Below are 16,219 nucleotides of genomic sequence, written 5' to 3'. Positions count from 1 at the left end.
TTATGAGATCTATATGGACAGGCGCTATTGGTTTTGGATTGGTGAACATACCAGTGAAAATGTACAGCGCTTCTGAACGCAGTGAGTTGAACCTCGACATGCTTGATAAGAAAGATCATTCGCGGATAAAGTACCAGCGTATCAATGAGAAATCTGGTAAGCCAGTGGATTGGGATGGGATAGTGAAAGGCTATAAATATGGCGATGATTACGTGATACTTGATGACAAGGATTTTGAAGCAGCGAATGCAAAAAAGACAAAGACCATAGAAATCACTGACTTTGTAAAAGAAGAAGAGATCGATAGCATTTACTATGAAACGCCTTATTACCTGGAGCCTGATAAAAGTGGTGTAAGAGCATATGCATTATTGCGTGCAGCTTTGCAAAAAACAAAGAAAGTTGGTATTGCCACCTTTGTTATGCGTAGTAAAGAAGGCCTTGCTATTCTTCGTCCTTCAGATAAAGTGATCGTATTGAATCGTATCCGTTTTGCAGAAGAGATACGCGACCCAAAGCAGCTTGCTCTACCTGAAGAAGCAGAAATAAAAAAAGCAGAACTGGATATGGCTATTACGCTCATCAACCAGCTGACTTCTAAATTTGATATCACCGCCTTTAAGGATACCTATACCGAACAGCTGATGAATGTGATAGAAGCAAAAGCTAAAGGCAAGAAAACAACTGCACCTAAAATGCGCGTGGTACACAGTTCTACCACAGACCTGATGAGCCAGCTAAAAGCAAGTTTGGGAACAGGTACCAAGAAAAAGAAAGCTTCGTAAAAATTTCTTCTAAGTATATAAAACACGAACATCAATTGCATGAGCCTAGGCTTGTATAACAAAAAGCGCAACTTCAACGAGACGGAAGAGCCGGAGGGAAAGAAGAAGCAAGGAAAGGTAAAAACTTTATCTTTTGTTATACAGCGTCATAAAGCCTCTCGCCTTCATTACGATCTTAGGTTGGAGATGGAAGGTGTTCTAAAATGTTGGGCAGTTCCAAAAGGCCCAAGTCTTAATCCTAAAGACAAGCGGCTGGCGATGATGGTGGAAGATCATCCTTATGATTATAAAGATTTTGAAGGTGTGATTCCGGAAGGAAATTACGGTGCAGGTATAGTAGAAATATGGGATAAAGGAACATTGACAGCACTGGATGATATTGATCCATCAAAGGCTGAAAAAGCACTATTAGCAGGCCTGGAAGCCGGTAACCTGAAGTTTGTTTTGAATGGGAAAAAACTAAAAGGAGAATTCGCACTGGTTAAACTAAAAAAGGCTGATGATAATAGCTGGCTGTTGATAAAGCATCGTGATGAATATGCAACAGATGAACCTTATGACAGTGAAGAGCACACGCCAAAATCTTCTCCCATAAATAAAGCTTTGGCTGGTAAAAAAGCAGCTTCTCCTGTAAAAAAAAAGCCCAGTTGATGAGAGGGAAAACCGGAAGGAAATTAGATGAGTACATTCCAGCCATGCTTGCTAAGGAAGTAGACAATCCATTTGATGATGAAGATTGGATTTTTGAAATAAAGTGGGATGGTTACCGCGCTCTTGCAGAAGTAGATAAAAAAGCAGTTAAGCTATACTCACGCAACGGAAATTCTTTCACTGATATTTATCCGAACATTGTAAAAGAACTTCAGAAAATAAAACATTCAGTTGTTTTAGATGGAGAAATAGTAGTGCTGAACGAAGCCGGTGAACCTGATTTTCAGAAGCTGCAGCATTATGATGCAAACCGCCATTTACCCTTACAATATTACATTTTCGATTTACTGGAATTGGATGGAAAAAAGCTTTATGAAGTTCCACTTATTGAGCGTAAAGCGATGTTGCAGGATATTCTTCCAGCAAATGATATTTTAAAATTCAGTGATCATGTAGAGGAGACAGGTGAGGATTTCTTTCATGTAGTGGAAGAGCGAAATATGGAAGGCATAATGGCAAAAAGAAAGTCCAGTTTTTATTATCCTGGTAAACGTTCAGCAGATTGGCTTAAAGTAAAACATCATAGATCTGATGAAGCAATCATAGCTGGTTTCACAGCGCCACGCGGAGGCAGAAAATATTTTGGTGCACTAGTGTTGGGTGTATATGATAAAGGTAAGTTTAGATACATCGGCCACACCGGCTCAGGGTTTGATACCAAACTTTTAAAAGAAATATATGCGCAGTTACAGCCACTGGTTATAGAAGATTCTCCATTTGATGAAAGAGTGAAAACGAACATGCCGGTAACGTGGGTGAAGCCAGAACTGGTTTGTGAAATGAAATTCACTGAATGGACCAGCGATGGCAAATTGCGTCACCCAATCTTTTTGCGGATGCGCAATGATAAAAAGGCTGCAGATGTAAATACTGCTTATTTAAGTAAAGGTAAACCAGTGGCTTCTACTGAAGCATCCGAAGAGGAAATTGAGCCAGTTGAAGCATCACCGAAGCAGCCTATAAAAAAGGCAACAAAAAAAGCAGCAACCAAATCACCAACTCCAAAGAAAGCAGCTAAGAAAACTGCAGAGAATTCTACATCTGCAGGAAAGAAAGCAGCTAAAACTGCAACTGCTGATGTAGTAAAAAATGATAAGGATAAAACCATCAGGATAGGAAGTGCAGAGGTGAAAACTACCAACCGCACAAAAATATTTTTTCCTGAAAGCGGCATCACCAAAGGCGATGTAATTGACTATTACGAAAGGATGGCGGATTATATTTTGCCTTACCTGAAAGACCGGCCTGAGTCATTGTTTCGCACGCCGAATGGTATAAATGCGAAAGGTTTTTTTCATAAAGATGCAGGCGATGAAGCACCAAAATATGTGAAGAGTATCTCGTTGTATTCTGACTCTGCTAAAAAGCATATTGAATACATCTTGTGCAATAACAAAGCATCATTATTATACCTCGCCAACCTCGGGTGTATTGAGATAAATCCATGGCATTCGCGGGTGAATGCATTGGACGCGCCGGATTATATGATCATTGATATTGATCCTTCAGATAACAATACTTTTGACCAGGTAGTGGAAGCGGCGTTGGTGGTAAAAGAAATTCTTGATGAGGCTGGTGCACCATCTGTTTGCAAAACCTCGGGCTCATCAGGTTTGCATATTTATGTGCCCATGGGTAAAAAATATACCTATGACCAGGTGAAGGATTTTGCTTACCTGGTTTGCATGTTAGCCAACCAACAAATACCTGCTTTCACTACGTTGGAAAGAAGTCTTGGCAAACGACGCAAAGACCAGATATACATGGATTACCTGCAAAACAGGAAAGGTCAGACTATAGCCTCTGTTTATAGTTTACGACCCAAGCCCGGCGCCACCGTTTCTACGCCATTACTTTGGGAAGAAGTAAAGCAAGGCCTTTCTCCTAAGGACTTCACCATCTTCAACATTGAACAAAGGGTAAAGGAAGTAGGCGATCTTTTTAAACCAGTAATGGGTAAAGGCGTTGACCTTGTGAAATGCCTTCAGCGGCTGGAAGGAGAGAGCTGATCACCCGGCTGCAGCCTTACTTCTTGTTCTTGTTGCCACTCGTTTTTGAAGCCTTTTTCGATGCAGCTTTTGTAGTTGCTTTTTTAAATGATGATTTACCTGTACCTCTTTTCTCATCAGGATTATTTCCTTTCTTCTTTGTATTGCTTTTGCTACTATACCCTTTTGTGCTTGATTTGGAAGCAGATTTTTTAGGCGCTGCTTTCTTTGTTGCCGTTTTCTTTGCAGCAGCTTTTTTTGGCGCAGACTTCTTTGGAGCTGCTTTTTTAGTAGCTGCTTTTTTAGTAGCTGCTTGCTTAGTTGCAGTCTTTTTAGGCGCTGGCTTCCTTCCAGCATTCTTACCTGAATTTTTATTTGAAGGATCCTTAGGCGGCGGCACTTTTTTTCCTTCACTTCTTGCTTCACTCAGCCCAATGGCTATTGCCTGTTTTCTTGAGGTTACTTTTTTACCGGTTCCTGTTTTTAGTTTTCCCCTCTTCATTTCGTGCAGGTTTTCTTCTACTTTTTTGCCGGCTGCTTTTGAATATTTGGCCATAGTTAAAAGTTGTTACTGATGAATGTTTACTGTTTCAGTAGCTTCTTCTGCTTTGGCTTCAACAGGTATAGCTACTTAAATTTCTTTTAAAAAAAGATTAAGGATTCCAAAACTGTTCCTCCTCGTTTACCGTAACTCCAGCCATAGACATAGTAAAAATTATCATTCACAAAATCTACTATTATGACAAACAAAGCTTCTTTGGAAAAACCTACAGACGGGCTTCCTTCTGTATCGAGGCGTAAGTTCCTGGCATTTGCAGGTGCATCGTCAGGTTTGGTATTGGCTGGCGCGGCCTGTAGAAAAAATAACGATGCAGGTGGTGTTGATCTCGGCAGTGGCGATACTGGTATCCTAAATTATGCATATGCACTTGAGCAACTTGAGGCGGCATTTTACATCCAGGTGCTAAACTCACCATACTCTGGTATAACTGCCATGGAAACTGCAATGCTCCGCGATATCCGTGACCATGAGATAGCACACCGTGAGTTCTTCAAAAATGCGCTTGGCAGTAACGCCATTCCCGGCCTTGAGGTTGATTTTTCTGCAGTAAACTTTTCCAGCAGGGATAGCGTATTGAGTACTGCTAAAACATTTGAAGACTTAGGCGTAAGTGCTTACAATGGTGCAGGAAGATTACTTACCAATCCTGCCTTCCTTACACTGGCAGGAAAAATAGTTTCAGTAGAAGCAAGACATGCGGCATACATCCGCGATATTATTAGCAATGGCTCATTTGCAAATAACGAAGTAGTAGACGCAATGGGACTGGATGTGATTCGTACTCCGGCACAAGTAATGGCTGCTGCAGATCCATTTATTAAAACGAGCATCAACATCAGCAATCTTCCAACATCATAAAAACATACTATTATGAATTTTGAAAATATTTTATCAGAAATAGAAAAAGTAGACCCTGAGGTTTATGAAAGATTGGATACCCGCAGGTCTACATTGAAGCGGTTTAAAGACATTGCCGGCAAACTATCTCTTGCAGCCATACCAATGGCGTTAGGTTCAATGTTCAACAAGGCATATAGCCAAACAGCTACCGGTGCCCAGGTAGTAGATATTCTGAACTATGCGCTTACGCTAGAGTACCTGGAAGCTGAATTTTATAAGCGTGCTGTTACAAGTTTTGCTACTATTGGTGTTCCTGCAGGAGCTGCTCAAATGGCTATAACCACTATCAGGGACCACGAAGTAGCGCACGTAAACTTCTTACGTACTGCAATATCAGGGGCAGGTGGTACACCTGTAACATTTACCGCGGCTAATTTTGATTTTACAGCTGGTAACGGATCAATGGCAGGACCATTTGCCAATGTATTTACCAACTACAACACCTTCCTTGCAGTAGCACAAACTTTTGAAGATACAGGTGTACGTGCTTATAAAGGCCGTGCTGCCGAGTTAGTAAGAACAGGTGATGTATTAAGTGCTGCACTTCGTATCCACTCTGTAGAAGCGCGCCATGCTGCTCACATCAGGCTGATGCGGAAGGCAAATAATTTTGGTGATGTAAAACCATGGATAACCGGCAACCAGACAGGTATTGGTGCTGCTGTACAAGCAAGTTATAATGGTGAAGAAAATACCGTACAGGCTGGAGTTCAGATAACCGGCATTAATGGCCTTGGTATCACAGCCGAAGCAGCTTCTGAGTCATTTGATGAAGGACTGACACCTGCACAAGTACTGGCAATTGTTGACCCTTTCATTATATAATAGGATTAGCTAGTGAATGAAAGAGCCATGTTTTGCATGGCTCTTTTTTTATTCAGGTATGATGAAAGTAAATGTAGCTCCTCCGCCAGGCGAGGCCGAAGCGAAAATGACACCGTTGTGGTTCTCAACTATTTTTTTACAAATAGAAAGACCAATGCCTGTTCCTTCGTATTCAGCTCGACCGTGCAGTCTCTGGAAAATGGCGAAGATCTTTTCTGCATATTCGGCATCGAAACCGATACCATTGTCGCTGATGGTTATTTGAATAAATCTTGAACTGTTTTTAAGATGGTATTTAGCAGCTTTGCTAGCTGTCAAATATTCTGTTTTTATAGTGATGACAGGCGTCTCTTCTTTGCTCACAAACTTCAACGAATTGCTTAGCAGGTTCTGGAACAACTGCCGCATTTGTGAAGGATTAATATTGGCCTCAGGAAGCTGATCTGCCTGTATGATAGCCCGTGTTTTTTCAATCTTCAGGTCAAGTGTTTGCAACACTTCGTCCAACACTTTTTGCAGGCTATATCTTCTATACGATTTGTCGCCAGAGATAAGTGAAATGGACAAGATATCATTGATCAGTTGTTGCATTCGCTGCGACGAATTGATCATCTTATCAAGGTAAACTTTTCCTTCAGGTGCAAGTGCATGATTGAAATTATTCAGCAGCCTGTCGCCAAACGTGCAGATCTTCCTGAGTGGTTCCTGCAGGTCGTGACTAGCAATGTGCGCAAATTCTTCCAGGTTTGAGTTGCTCTGCTGCAACTGAATGGTTTTTTGAATGAGCGTCTGCTCCATTTCTTTTCTGTCAGTTATATCCAGTGCTGATCCAATTACTTGTACTGCCTGCCCATTTTCATCTCTTTTAAAAACAATCTCGCGTGTCAGTAGCCACTTCCATTTTCCATTTCGATCTTTTACCCTGCCTTCTATCTGGTGAATAAGGCTGCTGCCATCAGCTATTGGGTATTTTATATGGTTTTCGTTGTTCTTTATTTCATCTTCTGGATGAAGAAAAGAGGCAGAAACTTTATTGCCCAGATTTAATATTTCTTCAGGTAGGTAGCCTAGCACCTGCGTTACCTCTTTGTTTACATATAAAAAGCGGTTTTGCTGCAGGTCGAACAGGTAAAGGATTGTAGGAGAGGCCTCGGCAATGTGAAGACTGAATTTTTCCTGCTCCTGCAGTTTACGTTCTGTTTCAACTTTCTCAGTTATGTCCAGCGAGATGTTGAGGATGTTTTCGACTTTTCCTTCGCGGTTACGATCAAATACGGTTCCATAGGTATGGAGCCACCTGTATTTGCCACTGCTGTTTTTAATCCTGTATTGGAATTCAACTACCATCTCTTTATCACACTCAATGCCCTTTGTGTTAGCATATGCAAGAGCTTTGTTGTTCTCCTCCATTATCCTTGGCAGATCCTCTGGATGCATGATATCTATAAAAAATTGAACACCCTTTTCTAAAGGCTCCTCAATTTCATAACCAAGCAGTTTTTTCAGACCTTCACTAACAAAACTGTATACACCCGTATTGATGTTGTAACTGCTGATAATGGAAGGCGTGGCGTCTGCTATTTTCTTGATGAAAACCTGGTTATCGAGCAACTGCTTTTCTATTTCTTTTTGTTGCGTTACATCCTGCGCGGTTCCTACCAGCTGTATTACATTTCCTTCAGAGTTAGTTACCACCTCTCCTTTAGAGTGAATGATTTTATTCGCTCCGGATGGCAAATTGATCTGGTAAAAAAAGTCATGCGGCCTTTTATGCTCTATCTGTTCCTGGATGATGTTTCCAATGTTTGTGGAGTCGGAACTATTGTACTTCCTTAGTTCCTCGTAACTCACCTGGCTACCTGGCTCCATTTCATAAATCCTGTACATTTCATCGCTCCAGGTAATGGACCTGTCTGGAAGGTTGAGCGACCAGTTGCCCATGTGGCTTAGTGCCTGTGCCTGCTTGTAAAGGTTTTCACTTTTCTCGAGGCGGTTTATCAGCAATTGTTTTTCAGTGATGTCCTGGCAAGTTCCTATTACTTTAAAAACATCACCTTTCTCATTTTTTCTGACTTCTGTTTTTACCTGTAATATCTTCAGGTTATTCTTGCTTGTCCTGATCTGTAGAATATACTCAAGTCCATCAGCAGTACGCGGATCCTGGATGATTGACTGAAAGACCGGCAGCTGATCAGATCCCTCGAGAAGGGCAGATAATTTAGCAATGGTGATGATCTCTTGCTGCGGTTGCATATCGAAGATCCTGTACATCTCATCACTCCAGTTGATGGTAGTTTGTTTTGTAAGCCATGTCCAGTTGCCGATGTGCGTTAGTGCCTGCGCCTCTTTATAAAGCTGTTCGCTATTTTGAAGCCTTTGCACCATGTAGTGTCGCTGCGTCACATCCATCACTGTTCCTTTCAGGATAGACCGACCATTCTTTATTGAGCTTGAGCCGCGGCTCCAGATGATCTTTTCTTCTTCGCCGGCAAAGTACCTGAACTCTTCGTCAAGCACTGCTGTGCCTGCGTGTGCTGCAGTGATGGCTGTAGTTACTTTTTCTTTATCAGCCGGGTGAATATTATTAATGAAATCCTGCAGCGTATCGCCACTTTGTAGTTTCAGTATCTTTTGTACCTGTGGAGTAACCTTTGCCTTTCCTTCATTAAGTCCCAGTTCGAAGCTGCCCATTTCTGCCAGTTCCTGTGCTTCCAGCAGTTGCTCTTCCCTGTACCTAAGCTGTTCAGCCATTCTTTTCTCCTGGTCAATCTTCAGAGCAATGCCAATGATCTGGCAAGGTGTGCCGTCTTCAGTTCTTTTAAAGATCGATTCGTAATTCCTTATCCAGCAATATTTGCCTTCCTTGGTTTTCAGCCTATGTTCAAAAGAAGTTATCTCGCCATCTTTCAATGTACTGAACGACGCGAAATGTTCTAATACAGCCGGTATATCATCCGGATGTTGAACAATCTCAAGGTAGTTGCTGCCCATTGCCTGCAGCTCTTCATGCGTATAGCCCAGCAGGTCCTCTACTTTATTATTGGTATAAACTTCTTTCTTATCCAGCAGGTCGAAAACGTAAATAAGACCTGGAGAGGTGTTGTTGATCTTTTCTATGAAATGAGCATGTTCATCAATCCTTTTGGTGAACATTTCAATGTATACTGAGAAAGACCTGTTCATTACCTGGAGGGAATAAACGTCTATCTCATTTACAATCCTCAATACAAGTTCTACATCATTAGTGTATTGCGGGAGAAACTTGAGCAGTCCTTTCTTTCGTACATAAGCTATCAAAGTGATGTCATCAGCTAGTACAGCCTCTTTAGCTAAATGTGGAAGTTGTCCTGATTTCCATTGCTGAAGCGAATACGTGATGAATTCTGCAATCCTATTTCCTGAGAAAGAAGTTAGCCATTCTTCTATACCAGGTATAGATACTTCTAATAATGCTTCGTCTTCTTGTGGAAGATATTTCAATATAGGAACCTGGACTTCTTTGGCCAGCCGCACTTGTTCTTCTGCAAAAGGCCTCAATTTATTCTCAAGAATAAATTGAGCATAGGCTGGGAGCTCTATAAAATCAAGAGATAACTCAGACTTTTTGATTGCTAGTGTTGGCAAACGACAATGTTTATCGCAATTTAAGGAAACGGAAGTGTTATCTAAAAAGCATTTTTTTTAGAAGAATCACTGGTTCCTTTTGATGCCAAAGCTGGTTTTAAATCTTGAATGTAGTCCGCCTTTGCGAAGTAGAGGCGGTACTAATTGTAGAGGATAGTTATTGAGAATATTCCTTATGCTAAGAAGTGTACCTGGAATTAGTAAAACGTTCCATTCCTTCAATTTTATTGTACAGGTAACTGCGATACCCGGCCAGCGGTTTCAATTTTTGCATGGGCTCGTAATACAGGCATTTTTCTTTTTGCAAATTGGTCAGCCTTTGTTTAAGCCTCCTGATTTCATGATCTGGTTTGCCGTCCAGTAAGGCAGCATTCATTTGGCCTGCGGCAAACTTTATTTTTTCCTCAAGCAATTGAAGACGAACGAGAATTTCCTGAACTTGAGGAACGGGTGGAGGCATAGCATCTTTTTTATAGGGTAATAAAAAATTAATGCCACTATGCAACCAAGCCCATTGAGCAGCCTGCTAGATCAAATTTGTAGTTCTTCCACTACAATATCTTCTGCCTCTCTTGGGTAAAAGTTTAAAATCCACAAAATGGTTTACTTTGGCGGCCTGATGTTGAAAACGCCATATGAGTTATAATTATTTACCGCTAGACCGAAAAACGCTTCATTTCCAACAGATAAAGAACCTGCTTGATTTTGACCAACATGTGTCCATCACCTTTGATGCACATGAAAGGATACTGCAGTGCCGCGAATATCTTGACAACAAAATGGCCAGTGGCAACGAATTGCTGTATGGCATCAATACCGGGTTTGGCTACCTTCAAAGTGTACAGATAAATGACGACCAGGTAGAGCAATTACAATACAACCTTTTAGTAAGCCATGCCTGTGGTTTAGGAGAAGAAGTGCCTTTGGATATTGTGAAATTGATGCTGATGCTCAAGATCAAATCGTTGAGCTATGGGCACAGTGGCGTGCATATAGAAACAGTTAAGCGCCTGATGGAGATGTATAACAATGGCGTGTTCCCGGTTATTTACACGCAAGGTTCTTTGGGTGCAAGCGGCGACCTTGCTCCACTAAGCCATCTTAGCCTTCCTCTTATTGGTTTGGGAGAAGTATGGTTCAACGGGCAAAAGCGGAAGTCTGCAGAAGTTTTGTCGGAACTAGGATGGGAGCCGATAAAGCTACATTCTAAAGAAGGCCTTGCACTTATAAACGGAACGCAGTTTATGAGTGCATATGGCATGTATTGCCTAAAGAAATCCGAGCAACTGATAAATATGGCAAACCTCATAGCCGCTATGAGCATAGATGCGTTCGATTGTTCGCCCGAGCCTTTTAATCACCACATCCATGCTGTAAGAAGTCATAAGGGGCAGGTTGAAACCGCAGCCACTATTCGTTCTTTTCTTTTAGGTAGTTCCATTTCTTCACAGGCAAAGAAGCAGGTACAGGATCCTTATTCGTTCCGTTGTATACCGCAAGTGCATGGTGCCACTATTGATACATTCGATCATGTATTGAATGTGTTTCTGAAAGAGATCAATTCGGTTACCGATAATCCCAACATTTTTCCAGAAGACGACCTTGTGTTAAGCGGGGGGAATTTTCATGGGCAGCCGCTGGCTTTAGCACTCGATTTTCTAAGTATTGCCATGAGTGAGTTAGCCAATATTTCCGAAAGAAGAACCTACCAGTTGATCAGTGGACAAAGAAACCTGCCGCTTTTCCTGGTAAAGAACCCGGGTCTTCATTCCGGATTTATGATACCTCAATATACTTCAGCCGGTATAGTAAGTGAGAACAAGCAGTTATGCACGCCGTCTAGTGTAGACAGTATAAGCAGTAGCAACAACCAGGAAGACCATGTGAGTATGGGTGCTAACGGTGCAACCAAATGTTTGCGTGTGGTGAATAATGTAGAGAAGGTGCTGGCTATAGAATTATTATCAGCAGCGCAGGCATTGGATTTCAGAAGGCCAATGCAGTCTTCGCCTGTTGTGGAGCAGCTGTACCAGCAGTTACGTGCTGTTGTGGATTTCAATGAAGAAGATCGTGTATTGCACGATGACATGATAAAGGCAATCGATGTTGTGTCTAATTATAGTTTTGTTTCCAGGTAAAATTTTCTGCGTATGTCAGTTCAGTTGATTGCCGATAGCGGCTCTACCAATTGCGAATGGGTATTATTGAAGAATGGAAGAAGGAAGAACATCCTCACCTCAGGTATCAGTCCATATTTCATGACTGGTGACCAGGTGGTGCAGTTACTTCACGATCAATTAATGCCTAAGCTGAAAGTGCAGGTGGACCAGGTGCATTTTTACGGAACAGGATTAGGCAATCCAGGTAATGAAGCGCTTGTAAAACTTGCTCTGAAGCAAGTGCTGAAAGGCGCTAAAATCAATATACATACAGATCTGTTGGCCGCTGCTCGTGCACTTTGCGGTACATCTAAAGGTATTGCCTGCATATTAGGCACTGGTTCTAACTCCTGTTTTTACAATGGGAAAAAGATCGTAAAAAACAGCCCCGGTTTGGGCTTTATATTAGGAGATGAGGGCAGCGGTGCATATTTAGGTAAGAAAGTAGTTCAGTATTACCTGTACAATACATTTGATGAAGACCTCCGTGCCCGTTTTGATGCACGTTTTGAAACGAACGGTAAAGAGATATTAGAAAGTGTATATCGTAAACCTTTGCCTAATCGTTACCTCGCAGGCTTCACAAAGTTCCTGGCAGAGAACCGCGGCCATTATATGGTAGAGAATATAATTGAAGATGGCCTGAATGATTTCTTTTTTAACCACCTCTATAAATACCGCGAAAGCTGGACACATCCCATTCATTTTATAGGCAGTGTTGCTTTCGGCTTCAAAGACGTATTGCAGGAACTGTGTAATTCATATGAACTTGAATTAGGCAAAGTACTGCAAACACCACTGGACGGGTTAGTGGCATTTCATAAGAATGCGTAACCTGGTTCATTTCCTGTTCAACAAGCTGGCAGCTTGATTAGTGGTACTACTTTGGTGGTGAACTTCAAAAGCATACTACCACTGCATAAAATTGCTGTCATGGAAAGTTTTCAAAACCTTACAGAGCAAGAAGGAAATTACCGGCACCTGGATAAAATGGATGTGAAGGATGTCCTGCGCATTATAAATGATGAAGACAAAACGGTTGCGTCGGCAGTAGAAAAAGCATTGCCCCAGGTTGAGCAACTTGTGCACGCAATTGCAGATCATATGTTGGCGGGAGGAAGGCTTTTCTACATAGGTGCTGGTACCAGTGGCAGGTTAGGAGTTGTGGATGCAAGCGAATGTCCTCCTACGTTTGGTGTTCCGCATGGTTTGGTTATCGCCCTTATAGCCGGTGGTGAGAGAGCCATAACTGATGCAGTAGAATTTGCAGAAGATAATGTACATGCAGGATGGAATGACCTTCAAAAACATTTTGTGAATGAGAAAGATGTGGTAGTTGGATTATCGGCCAGCGGCACTACACCCTATGTTTTAGCGGCATTGGAACAATGCAAAAACCTTAGCATAACTACCGGCTGCATTGTATGTAATCCTGGTAGTCCTATTGCAGCCAGTTGTACTTTCCCAGTAGAAGTAATAACAGGTCCTGAAGTAGTAACAGGAAGTACACGCATGAAAAGTGGTACTGCTCAGAAAATGGTTTTGAATATGATCTCAACTTCCGTGATGATACTTATGGGTAGGGTGGAAGACAATAAGATGGTGAATATGCAGCTAACAAATGAAAAACTGGTGAACCGCGGAGCAAGACTGGTAATGGAAAACCTTGGGCTTCCAGATCTGGATACTGCAAAGAAGCTATTGTTAGAAGCCGGTAGCGTGAAAAAAGCCATTGACACAGGCTATACTAGAAATTAATTTATGTCGTTATTTATAATTCTTAAATTAGTGCAAATTTAAATTCTCATGCTTATGAAGAAAGCAATTTTACCCTCTTTGGCAATTGCTGCCACTTTAGTTTCCTCTACAACACATGGTCAATCAAACAGGGCTTTTGCCATAACCGGCGATACAAAAGGCTCTTACAATTGGACTGCTGTTCGCGAAATCGATCTTGCTACCGGTGAAGTGATCAGGACGATATACGATCCAAACAATGCCATTCAGCCATACGATGCAGTTACAAAATCCGCTATTGAAGTAGCTAATCACGAAAGGTATTCTGTAAAGGCTTTGCCTATGGTAACCGGTGTAGCCGCTGCAGCTTTTGATGGACGCAGCAACAGGTTGTACTTTACCAATATGCGCGCTGACGAGCTTCGTTATTTTGACCTGTCAACCAACGAGAATAAGGTATTCTTTGTTCGCGGAATGGGTATGGCCGGTGGCAATAAATACGATGAAGCAAATGTTATCACTCGTATGGCCTTCGCTTCAGATGGAGTAGGATATGGTCTTACCAATGATGGTAACAAGCTGGTTCGCTTCACTACCGATCAAAAGCCACAGATAACAGATCTGGGACCATTGATTGATGGAAAGAACAACGGGAAGATCAGTGTACACAGCCAGTGCACCAGCTGGGGTGGCGATATGGTAGGCGACGCTTATGGTAATCTATACCTGATCAGCATGCGTAACCATATTTTCAAAATCAATCCTGAAACTCGTGTTGCTGATTACGTAGGCCAGGTAAAAGGTTTGCCAGCTGATTTTACCAGCAATGGTATGGTGGTAAACAATGAAGGAGAAGCAGTAGTAAGTAGTGCAGTTTTAAACAGTAACTACTACCGCATCAATATGTCAACTTTAGAAGCTACACCTATACATAAGAAAGATGAAATGGTGTATAACGCTTCTGACCTGGCTAACAGCAATTTGCTATTCCAGCGCACTTCATCTTCAGAAGTTATAACTCGTAACGAGGTAAAAGGAAATAATGCGGTAAGTGTATATCCTAACCCGGTAGCAACACGTTTCTTCAATATTTCGTTTGAAAAAGTTCCTGTTGGTCAATATACCATAGCTCTTACTGATGTATCAGGCAGGCTTGTTTTCAACAGGGCTTTAAGCATCAATGTTCCTGGCCAGGTAGAAAAAATCAACCTGCCAAGATCTGCTGCTGGTGGAATGTATCTACTAAAAGTTACAGGAGCTGATAAGCAAACCGTGTATAGTGATAAGATTGTGGTTCAGTAAGTATAGTCATTTTGATGAGAAGGGCTGCCTTGTGCGGCCCTTTTTTTGTTTTGGTATAACAGTTATTCTTTTACATTGCAGAACCCGTTCTCCTGGCAATTGCTGGCGCATAGATTTCCATTTGCCGCCAGTTACGCAGTTTCAAGTTTAAAAGTAAGATGAAGAGGAGAGGAATAACTGCAGTAACTTTTAAAGTAGAACTTCTTTATGCATGATATAGAACCATTTTTTAACTGGAGGCATATGTACACCGCGGAGGAGGATGAACTATCACCCTTTTATGGTCGTACGTATAGCGAGTTTGAATACAGCCAGACAGTTTATAATTACTATATACATCCACAGTGGGATGAATTTGGGAGCAGGACCCTGTACCTAAAAGTTTTATATGCTGATTACAATGAAAGCTTTGCTATCATAGAATTGATTGGTGAGTGGAATGATGCTATTGAAAATGATATCATGACATTGAAGCGTGATGTCATTGATAATATGTTCTCACACCACATCACAAAATATATTTTAATTACGGAGAACGTCCTCAACTTTCACAGTGGTGACAAAGATTATTACGAAGAGTGGTTTGAAGAAGTAACAGAAGAAGGCGGATGGATAGTGGCTATCAATATGCCCGACCAAAGTCAACATGATTTCAAGCGGAGAAAGCTGCATTATTTTATTGAGTTATTGAATATTCCCAACTGGAGAATCTTTAAGCCGCAGCACTTATTCGACCAGATAAACACCGACATCAGCAAGAGATTAGATTAATCTGTTATGGCATAATTATTTGAAGAAGTTCCTTGAAAACATCTTTTAAATATTCATGCTATGAAAACTTCAGTTGTACTTTCTGTTATTGTTTCTTCTCTATTGGTTATCTCCTGTAACAAGCGCAATGAAGACTATAGCAACCTGGAGCACGAAGTAATTAAGGAATGGCGGATGCCTATGTCCAGTGCTTTTGTTGTTCCCACTTTGCAGGGAAGATCTGATTCCGGTGAGCTAATCCTGCAAGTACGTGACGACCGAACCGTTATCTATCAATATAATATTACACAATTAGCTACCAACGATTATATCCACGGTGGTGGTATCTATGCAGGTGATCCTGCTTCAAACGGGCCACTTATGCTAGACCTGCGTGGCAGAGAAGGAACCCGTTACTCTTCGGGGATACTAACGAACCTGCGCCAATCTCTCATCGACAGTTTAATCAACGATAATGTAAAGAAGTATGTACAGGTCTTCAGTAAAGATTATCCATCGGGAGTGGCAAGAGCTAACATAACGCCTTAGTCAATCAGCGCTATCTAAATCCAGTTGGTAGTTGTTGTTTTTAGGAGAAATGGTAGAAACATTTTTAATGTTCTTTCTCCTGTTGCTTTGGAGCTTTCACCCGTTCATACAAATTAATGTACCTAAATGGATGTTCTAGAGTTAAATGGTGTTTTCTTTTCGCTATAACATCTTAAAGGATTTATTAGACAGGTTGCTGCTGCTAAACCATTGATGATGAGATAAGATTGCAAAAAACGGTTGTATGTTTTATTCCGTCTAACATACTTTCAATTCATCGACCAACATTCTCTCCGTTACACAGGTATTAGTTTTCTCTTCTATTTA

Annotated in this window: 14 protein-coding genes; 11 read left to right on the top strand and 3 right to left on the bottom strand. The window is 41.4% G+C overall.

The genetic code is table 11. The features are described 5' to 3' along the window. Window positions 1–2: 2 nt before the first annotated feature. Genes ku through ligD form a run of 3 tightly spaced genes read left to right on the top strand, consistent with a single transcriptional unit; the run spans window position 3 to window position 3,505 of the window. The gene (gene ku / locus J4N22_RS10280) at window positions 3–785 is read left to right on the top strand and encodes a non-homologous end joining protein Ku (protein ID WP_207493954.1); all 783 of its coding nucleotides are present in this window, start codon (window positions 3–5) and stop codon (window positions 783–785) included. Between the two features lie 39 nt (window positions 786–824). Next, window positions 825–1,436, top strand: a complete 612-nt coding sequence (locus J4N22_RS10275) for a DNA polymerase ligase N-terminal domain-containing protein (protein WP_207493952.1) — start codon at window positions 825–827, stop codon at window positions 1,434–1,436. Then, window positions 1,436–3,505, top strand: a complete 2,070-nt coding sequence (gene ligD, locus J4N22_RS10270; RefSeq protein ID WP_207493951.1) for a DNA ligase D — start codon at window positions 1,436–1,438, stop codon at window positions 3,503–3,505. Before J4N22_RS10275 ends, ligD begins: the two co-directional genes overlap by 1 nt. A gap of 16 nt (window positions 3,506–3,521) precedes the next feature. Here ligD and J4N22_RS10265 read toward each other — a convergent pair whose 3' ends face one another. Beyond that, the gene (locus tag J4N22_RS10265; RefSeq protein WP_207494758.1) at window positions 3,522–4,040 is read right to left on the bottom strand and encodes a DUF6496 domain-containing protein; all 519 of its coding nucleotides are present in this window, start codon (window positions 4,038–4,040) and stop codon (window positions 3,522–3,524) included. Between the two features lie 183 nt (window positions 4,041–4,223). Between J4N22_RS10265 and J4N22_RS10260 the strand changes: the two genes are divergently transcribed. Both J4N22_RS10260 and J4N22_RS10255 read left to right on the top strand, forming a co-directional pair. After that, window positions 4,224–4,904: a ferritin-like domain-containing protein gene (locus tag J4N22_RS10260; protein ID WP_207493949.1), complete on the top strand. Its 681-nt coding sequence runs from the start codon at window positions 4,224–4,226 to the stop codon at window positions 4,902–4,904. A gap of 12 nt (window positions 4,905–4,916) precedes the next feature. Then, window positions 4,917–5,771, top strand: coding sequence for a ferritin-like domain-containing protein (locus J4N22_RS10255; RefSeq protein WP_207493948.1), 855 nt, complete (start codon window positions 4,917–4,919; stop codon window positions 5,769–5,771). Between the two features lie 48 nt (window positions 5,772–5,819). Here J4N22_RS10255 and J4N22_RS10250 read toward each other — a convergent pair whose 3' ends face one another. Together J4N22_RS10250 and J4N22_RS10245 are read right to left on the bottom strand one after the other, a co-directional pair. Continuing rightward, the gene (locus J4N22_RS10250) at window positions 5,820–9,395 is read right to left on the bottom strand and encodes a PAS domain-containing sensor histidine kinase (protein ID WP_207493946.1); all 3,576 of its coding nucleotides are present in this window, start codon (window positions 9,393–9,395) and stop codon (window positions 5,820–5,822) included. Window positions 9,396–9,573: 178 nt separating this feature from the next. Further along, window positions 9,574–9,855 (bottom strand): hypothetical protein, encoded by a 282-nt coding sequence (locus J4N22_RS10245; protein ID WP_207493939.1) that lies wholly within the window; start codon window positions 9,853–9,855, stop codon window positions 9,574–9,576. Window positions 9,856–10,030: 175 nt separating this feature from the next. Here J4N22_RS10245 and hutH point away from each other — a divergent pair, with 175 nt between their 5' ends. The 6 genes from hutH to J4N22_RS10215 all read left to right on the top strand — a co-directional run bounded on the left by hutH (window position 10,031) and on the right by J4N22_RS10215 (window position 15,892). After that, window positions 10,031–11,533 (top strand): histidine ammonia-lyase, encoded by a 1,503-nt coding sequence (hutH, locus tag J4N22_RS10240; protein ID WP_207493937.1) that lies wholly within the window; start codon window positions 10,031–10,033, stop codon window positions 11,531–11,533. 12 nt (window positions 11,534–11,545) lie between these two features. Then, entirely contained in the window at window positions 11,546–12,388 is an 843-nt protein-coding gene (locus J4N22_RS10235; protein WP_207493936.1) for an N-acetylglucosamine kinase, read from the top strand. 99 nt (window positions 12,389–12,487) lie between these two features. Continuing rightward, a complete protein-coding gene (gene murQ, locus J4N22_RS10230) occupies window positions 12,488–13,312 on the top strand; it encodes an N-acetylmuramic acid 6-phosphate etherase (RefSeq protein WP_207493934.1) in 825 nt (274 codons plus the stop codon). Between the two features lie 54 nt (window positions 13,313–13,366). After that, the gene (locus J4N22_RS10225) at window positions 13,367–14,593 is read left to right on the top strand and encodes a T9SS type A sorting domain-containing protein (protein ID WP_207493930.1); all 1,227 of its coding nucleotides are present in this window, start codon (window positions 13,367–13,369) and stop codon (window positions 14,591–14,593) included. A gap of 243 nt (window positions 14,594–14,836) precedes the next feature. Continuing rightward, window positions 14,837–15,364 carry a hypothetical protein gene (locus J4N22_RS10220; protein ID WP_242692119.1) on the top strand — a complete coding sequence of 176 codons (528 nt, stop codon included), beginning with the start codon at window positions 14,837–14,839 and terminating at the stop codon, window positions 15,362–15,364. A gap of 60 nt (window positions 15,365–15,424) precedes the next feature. Further along, complete coding sequence (locus J4N22_RS10215; RefSeq protein ID WP_207493927.1) at window positions 15,425–15,892, top strand: CHRD domain-containing protein; 468 nt, start codon at window positions 15,425–15,427, stop codon at window positions 15,890–15,892. Window positions 15,893–16,219: the final 327 nt, after the last annotated feature.

It is taken from the genome of Aridibaculum aurantiacum, from assembly GCF_017355875.1.
Taxonomy (GTDB): Bacteria; Bacteroidota; Bacteroidia; order Chitinophagales; family Chitinophagaceae; genus Segetibacter; species Segetibacter aurantiacus.
The sequence above is the reverse complement of the archived record's forward strand: the minus strand, read 5'-3'. Positions and strand labels throughout refer to the sequence as shown.

Bases quoted from the DNA above. Each gene is read 5' to 3' on its own strand.
- J4N22_RS10255 (WP_207493948.1), top strand. From the start codon at position 4,917: ATGAATTTTGAAAATATTTTATCAGAAATAGAAAAAGTAGACCCTGAG.
- J4N22_RS10265 (WP_207494758.1), bottom strand. From the start codon at position 4,040: ATGGCCAAATATTCAAAAGCAGCCGGCAAAAAAGTAGAAGAAAACCTG.
- hutH (WP_207493937.1), top strand. From the start codon at position 10,031: ATGAGTTATAATTATTTACCGCTAGACCGAAAAACGCTTCATTTCCAA.
- J4N22_RS10235 (WP_207493936.1), top strand. From the start codon at position 11,546: ATGTCAGTTCAGTTGATTGCCGATAGCGGCTCTACCAATTGCGAATGG.
- J4N22_RS10225 (WP_207493930.1), top strand. From the start codon at position 13,367: ATGAAGAAAGCAATTTTACCCTCTTTGGCAATTGCTGCCACTTTAGTT.
- J4N22_RS10245 (WP_207493939.1), bottom strand. From the start codon at position 9,855: ATGCCTCCACCCGTTCCTCAAGTTCAGGAAATTCTCGTTCGTCTTCAA.
- ligD (WP_207493951.1), top strand. From the start codon at position 1,436: ATGAGAGGGAAAACCGGAAGGAAATTAGATGAGTACATTCCAGCCATG.
- ku (WP_207493954.1), top strand. From the start codon at position 3: ATGAGATCTATATGGACAGGCGCTATTGGTTTTGGATTGGTGAACATA.
- J4N22_RS10215 (WP_207493927.1), top strand. From the start codon at position 15,425: ATGAAAACTTCAGTTGTACTTTCTGTTATTGTTTCTTCTCTATTGGTT.
- J4N22_RS10260 (WP_207493949.1), top strand. From the start codon at position 4,224: ATGACAAACAAAGCTTCTTTGGAAAAACCTACAGACGGGCTTCCTTCT.
- murQ (WP_207493934.1), top strand. From the start codon at position 12,488: ATGGAAAGTTTTCAAAACCTTACAGAGCAAGAAGGAAATTACCGGCAC.
- J4N22_RS10220 (WP_242692119.1), top strand. From the start codon at position 14,837: ATGTACACCGCGGAGGAGGATGAACTATCACCCTTTTATGGTCGTACG.
- J4N22_RS10275 (WP_207493952.1), top strand. From the start codon at position 825: ATGAGCCTAGGCTTGTATAACAAAAAGCGCAACTTCAACGAGACGGAA.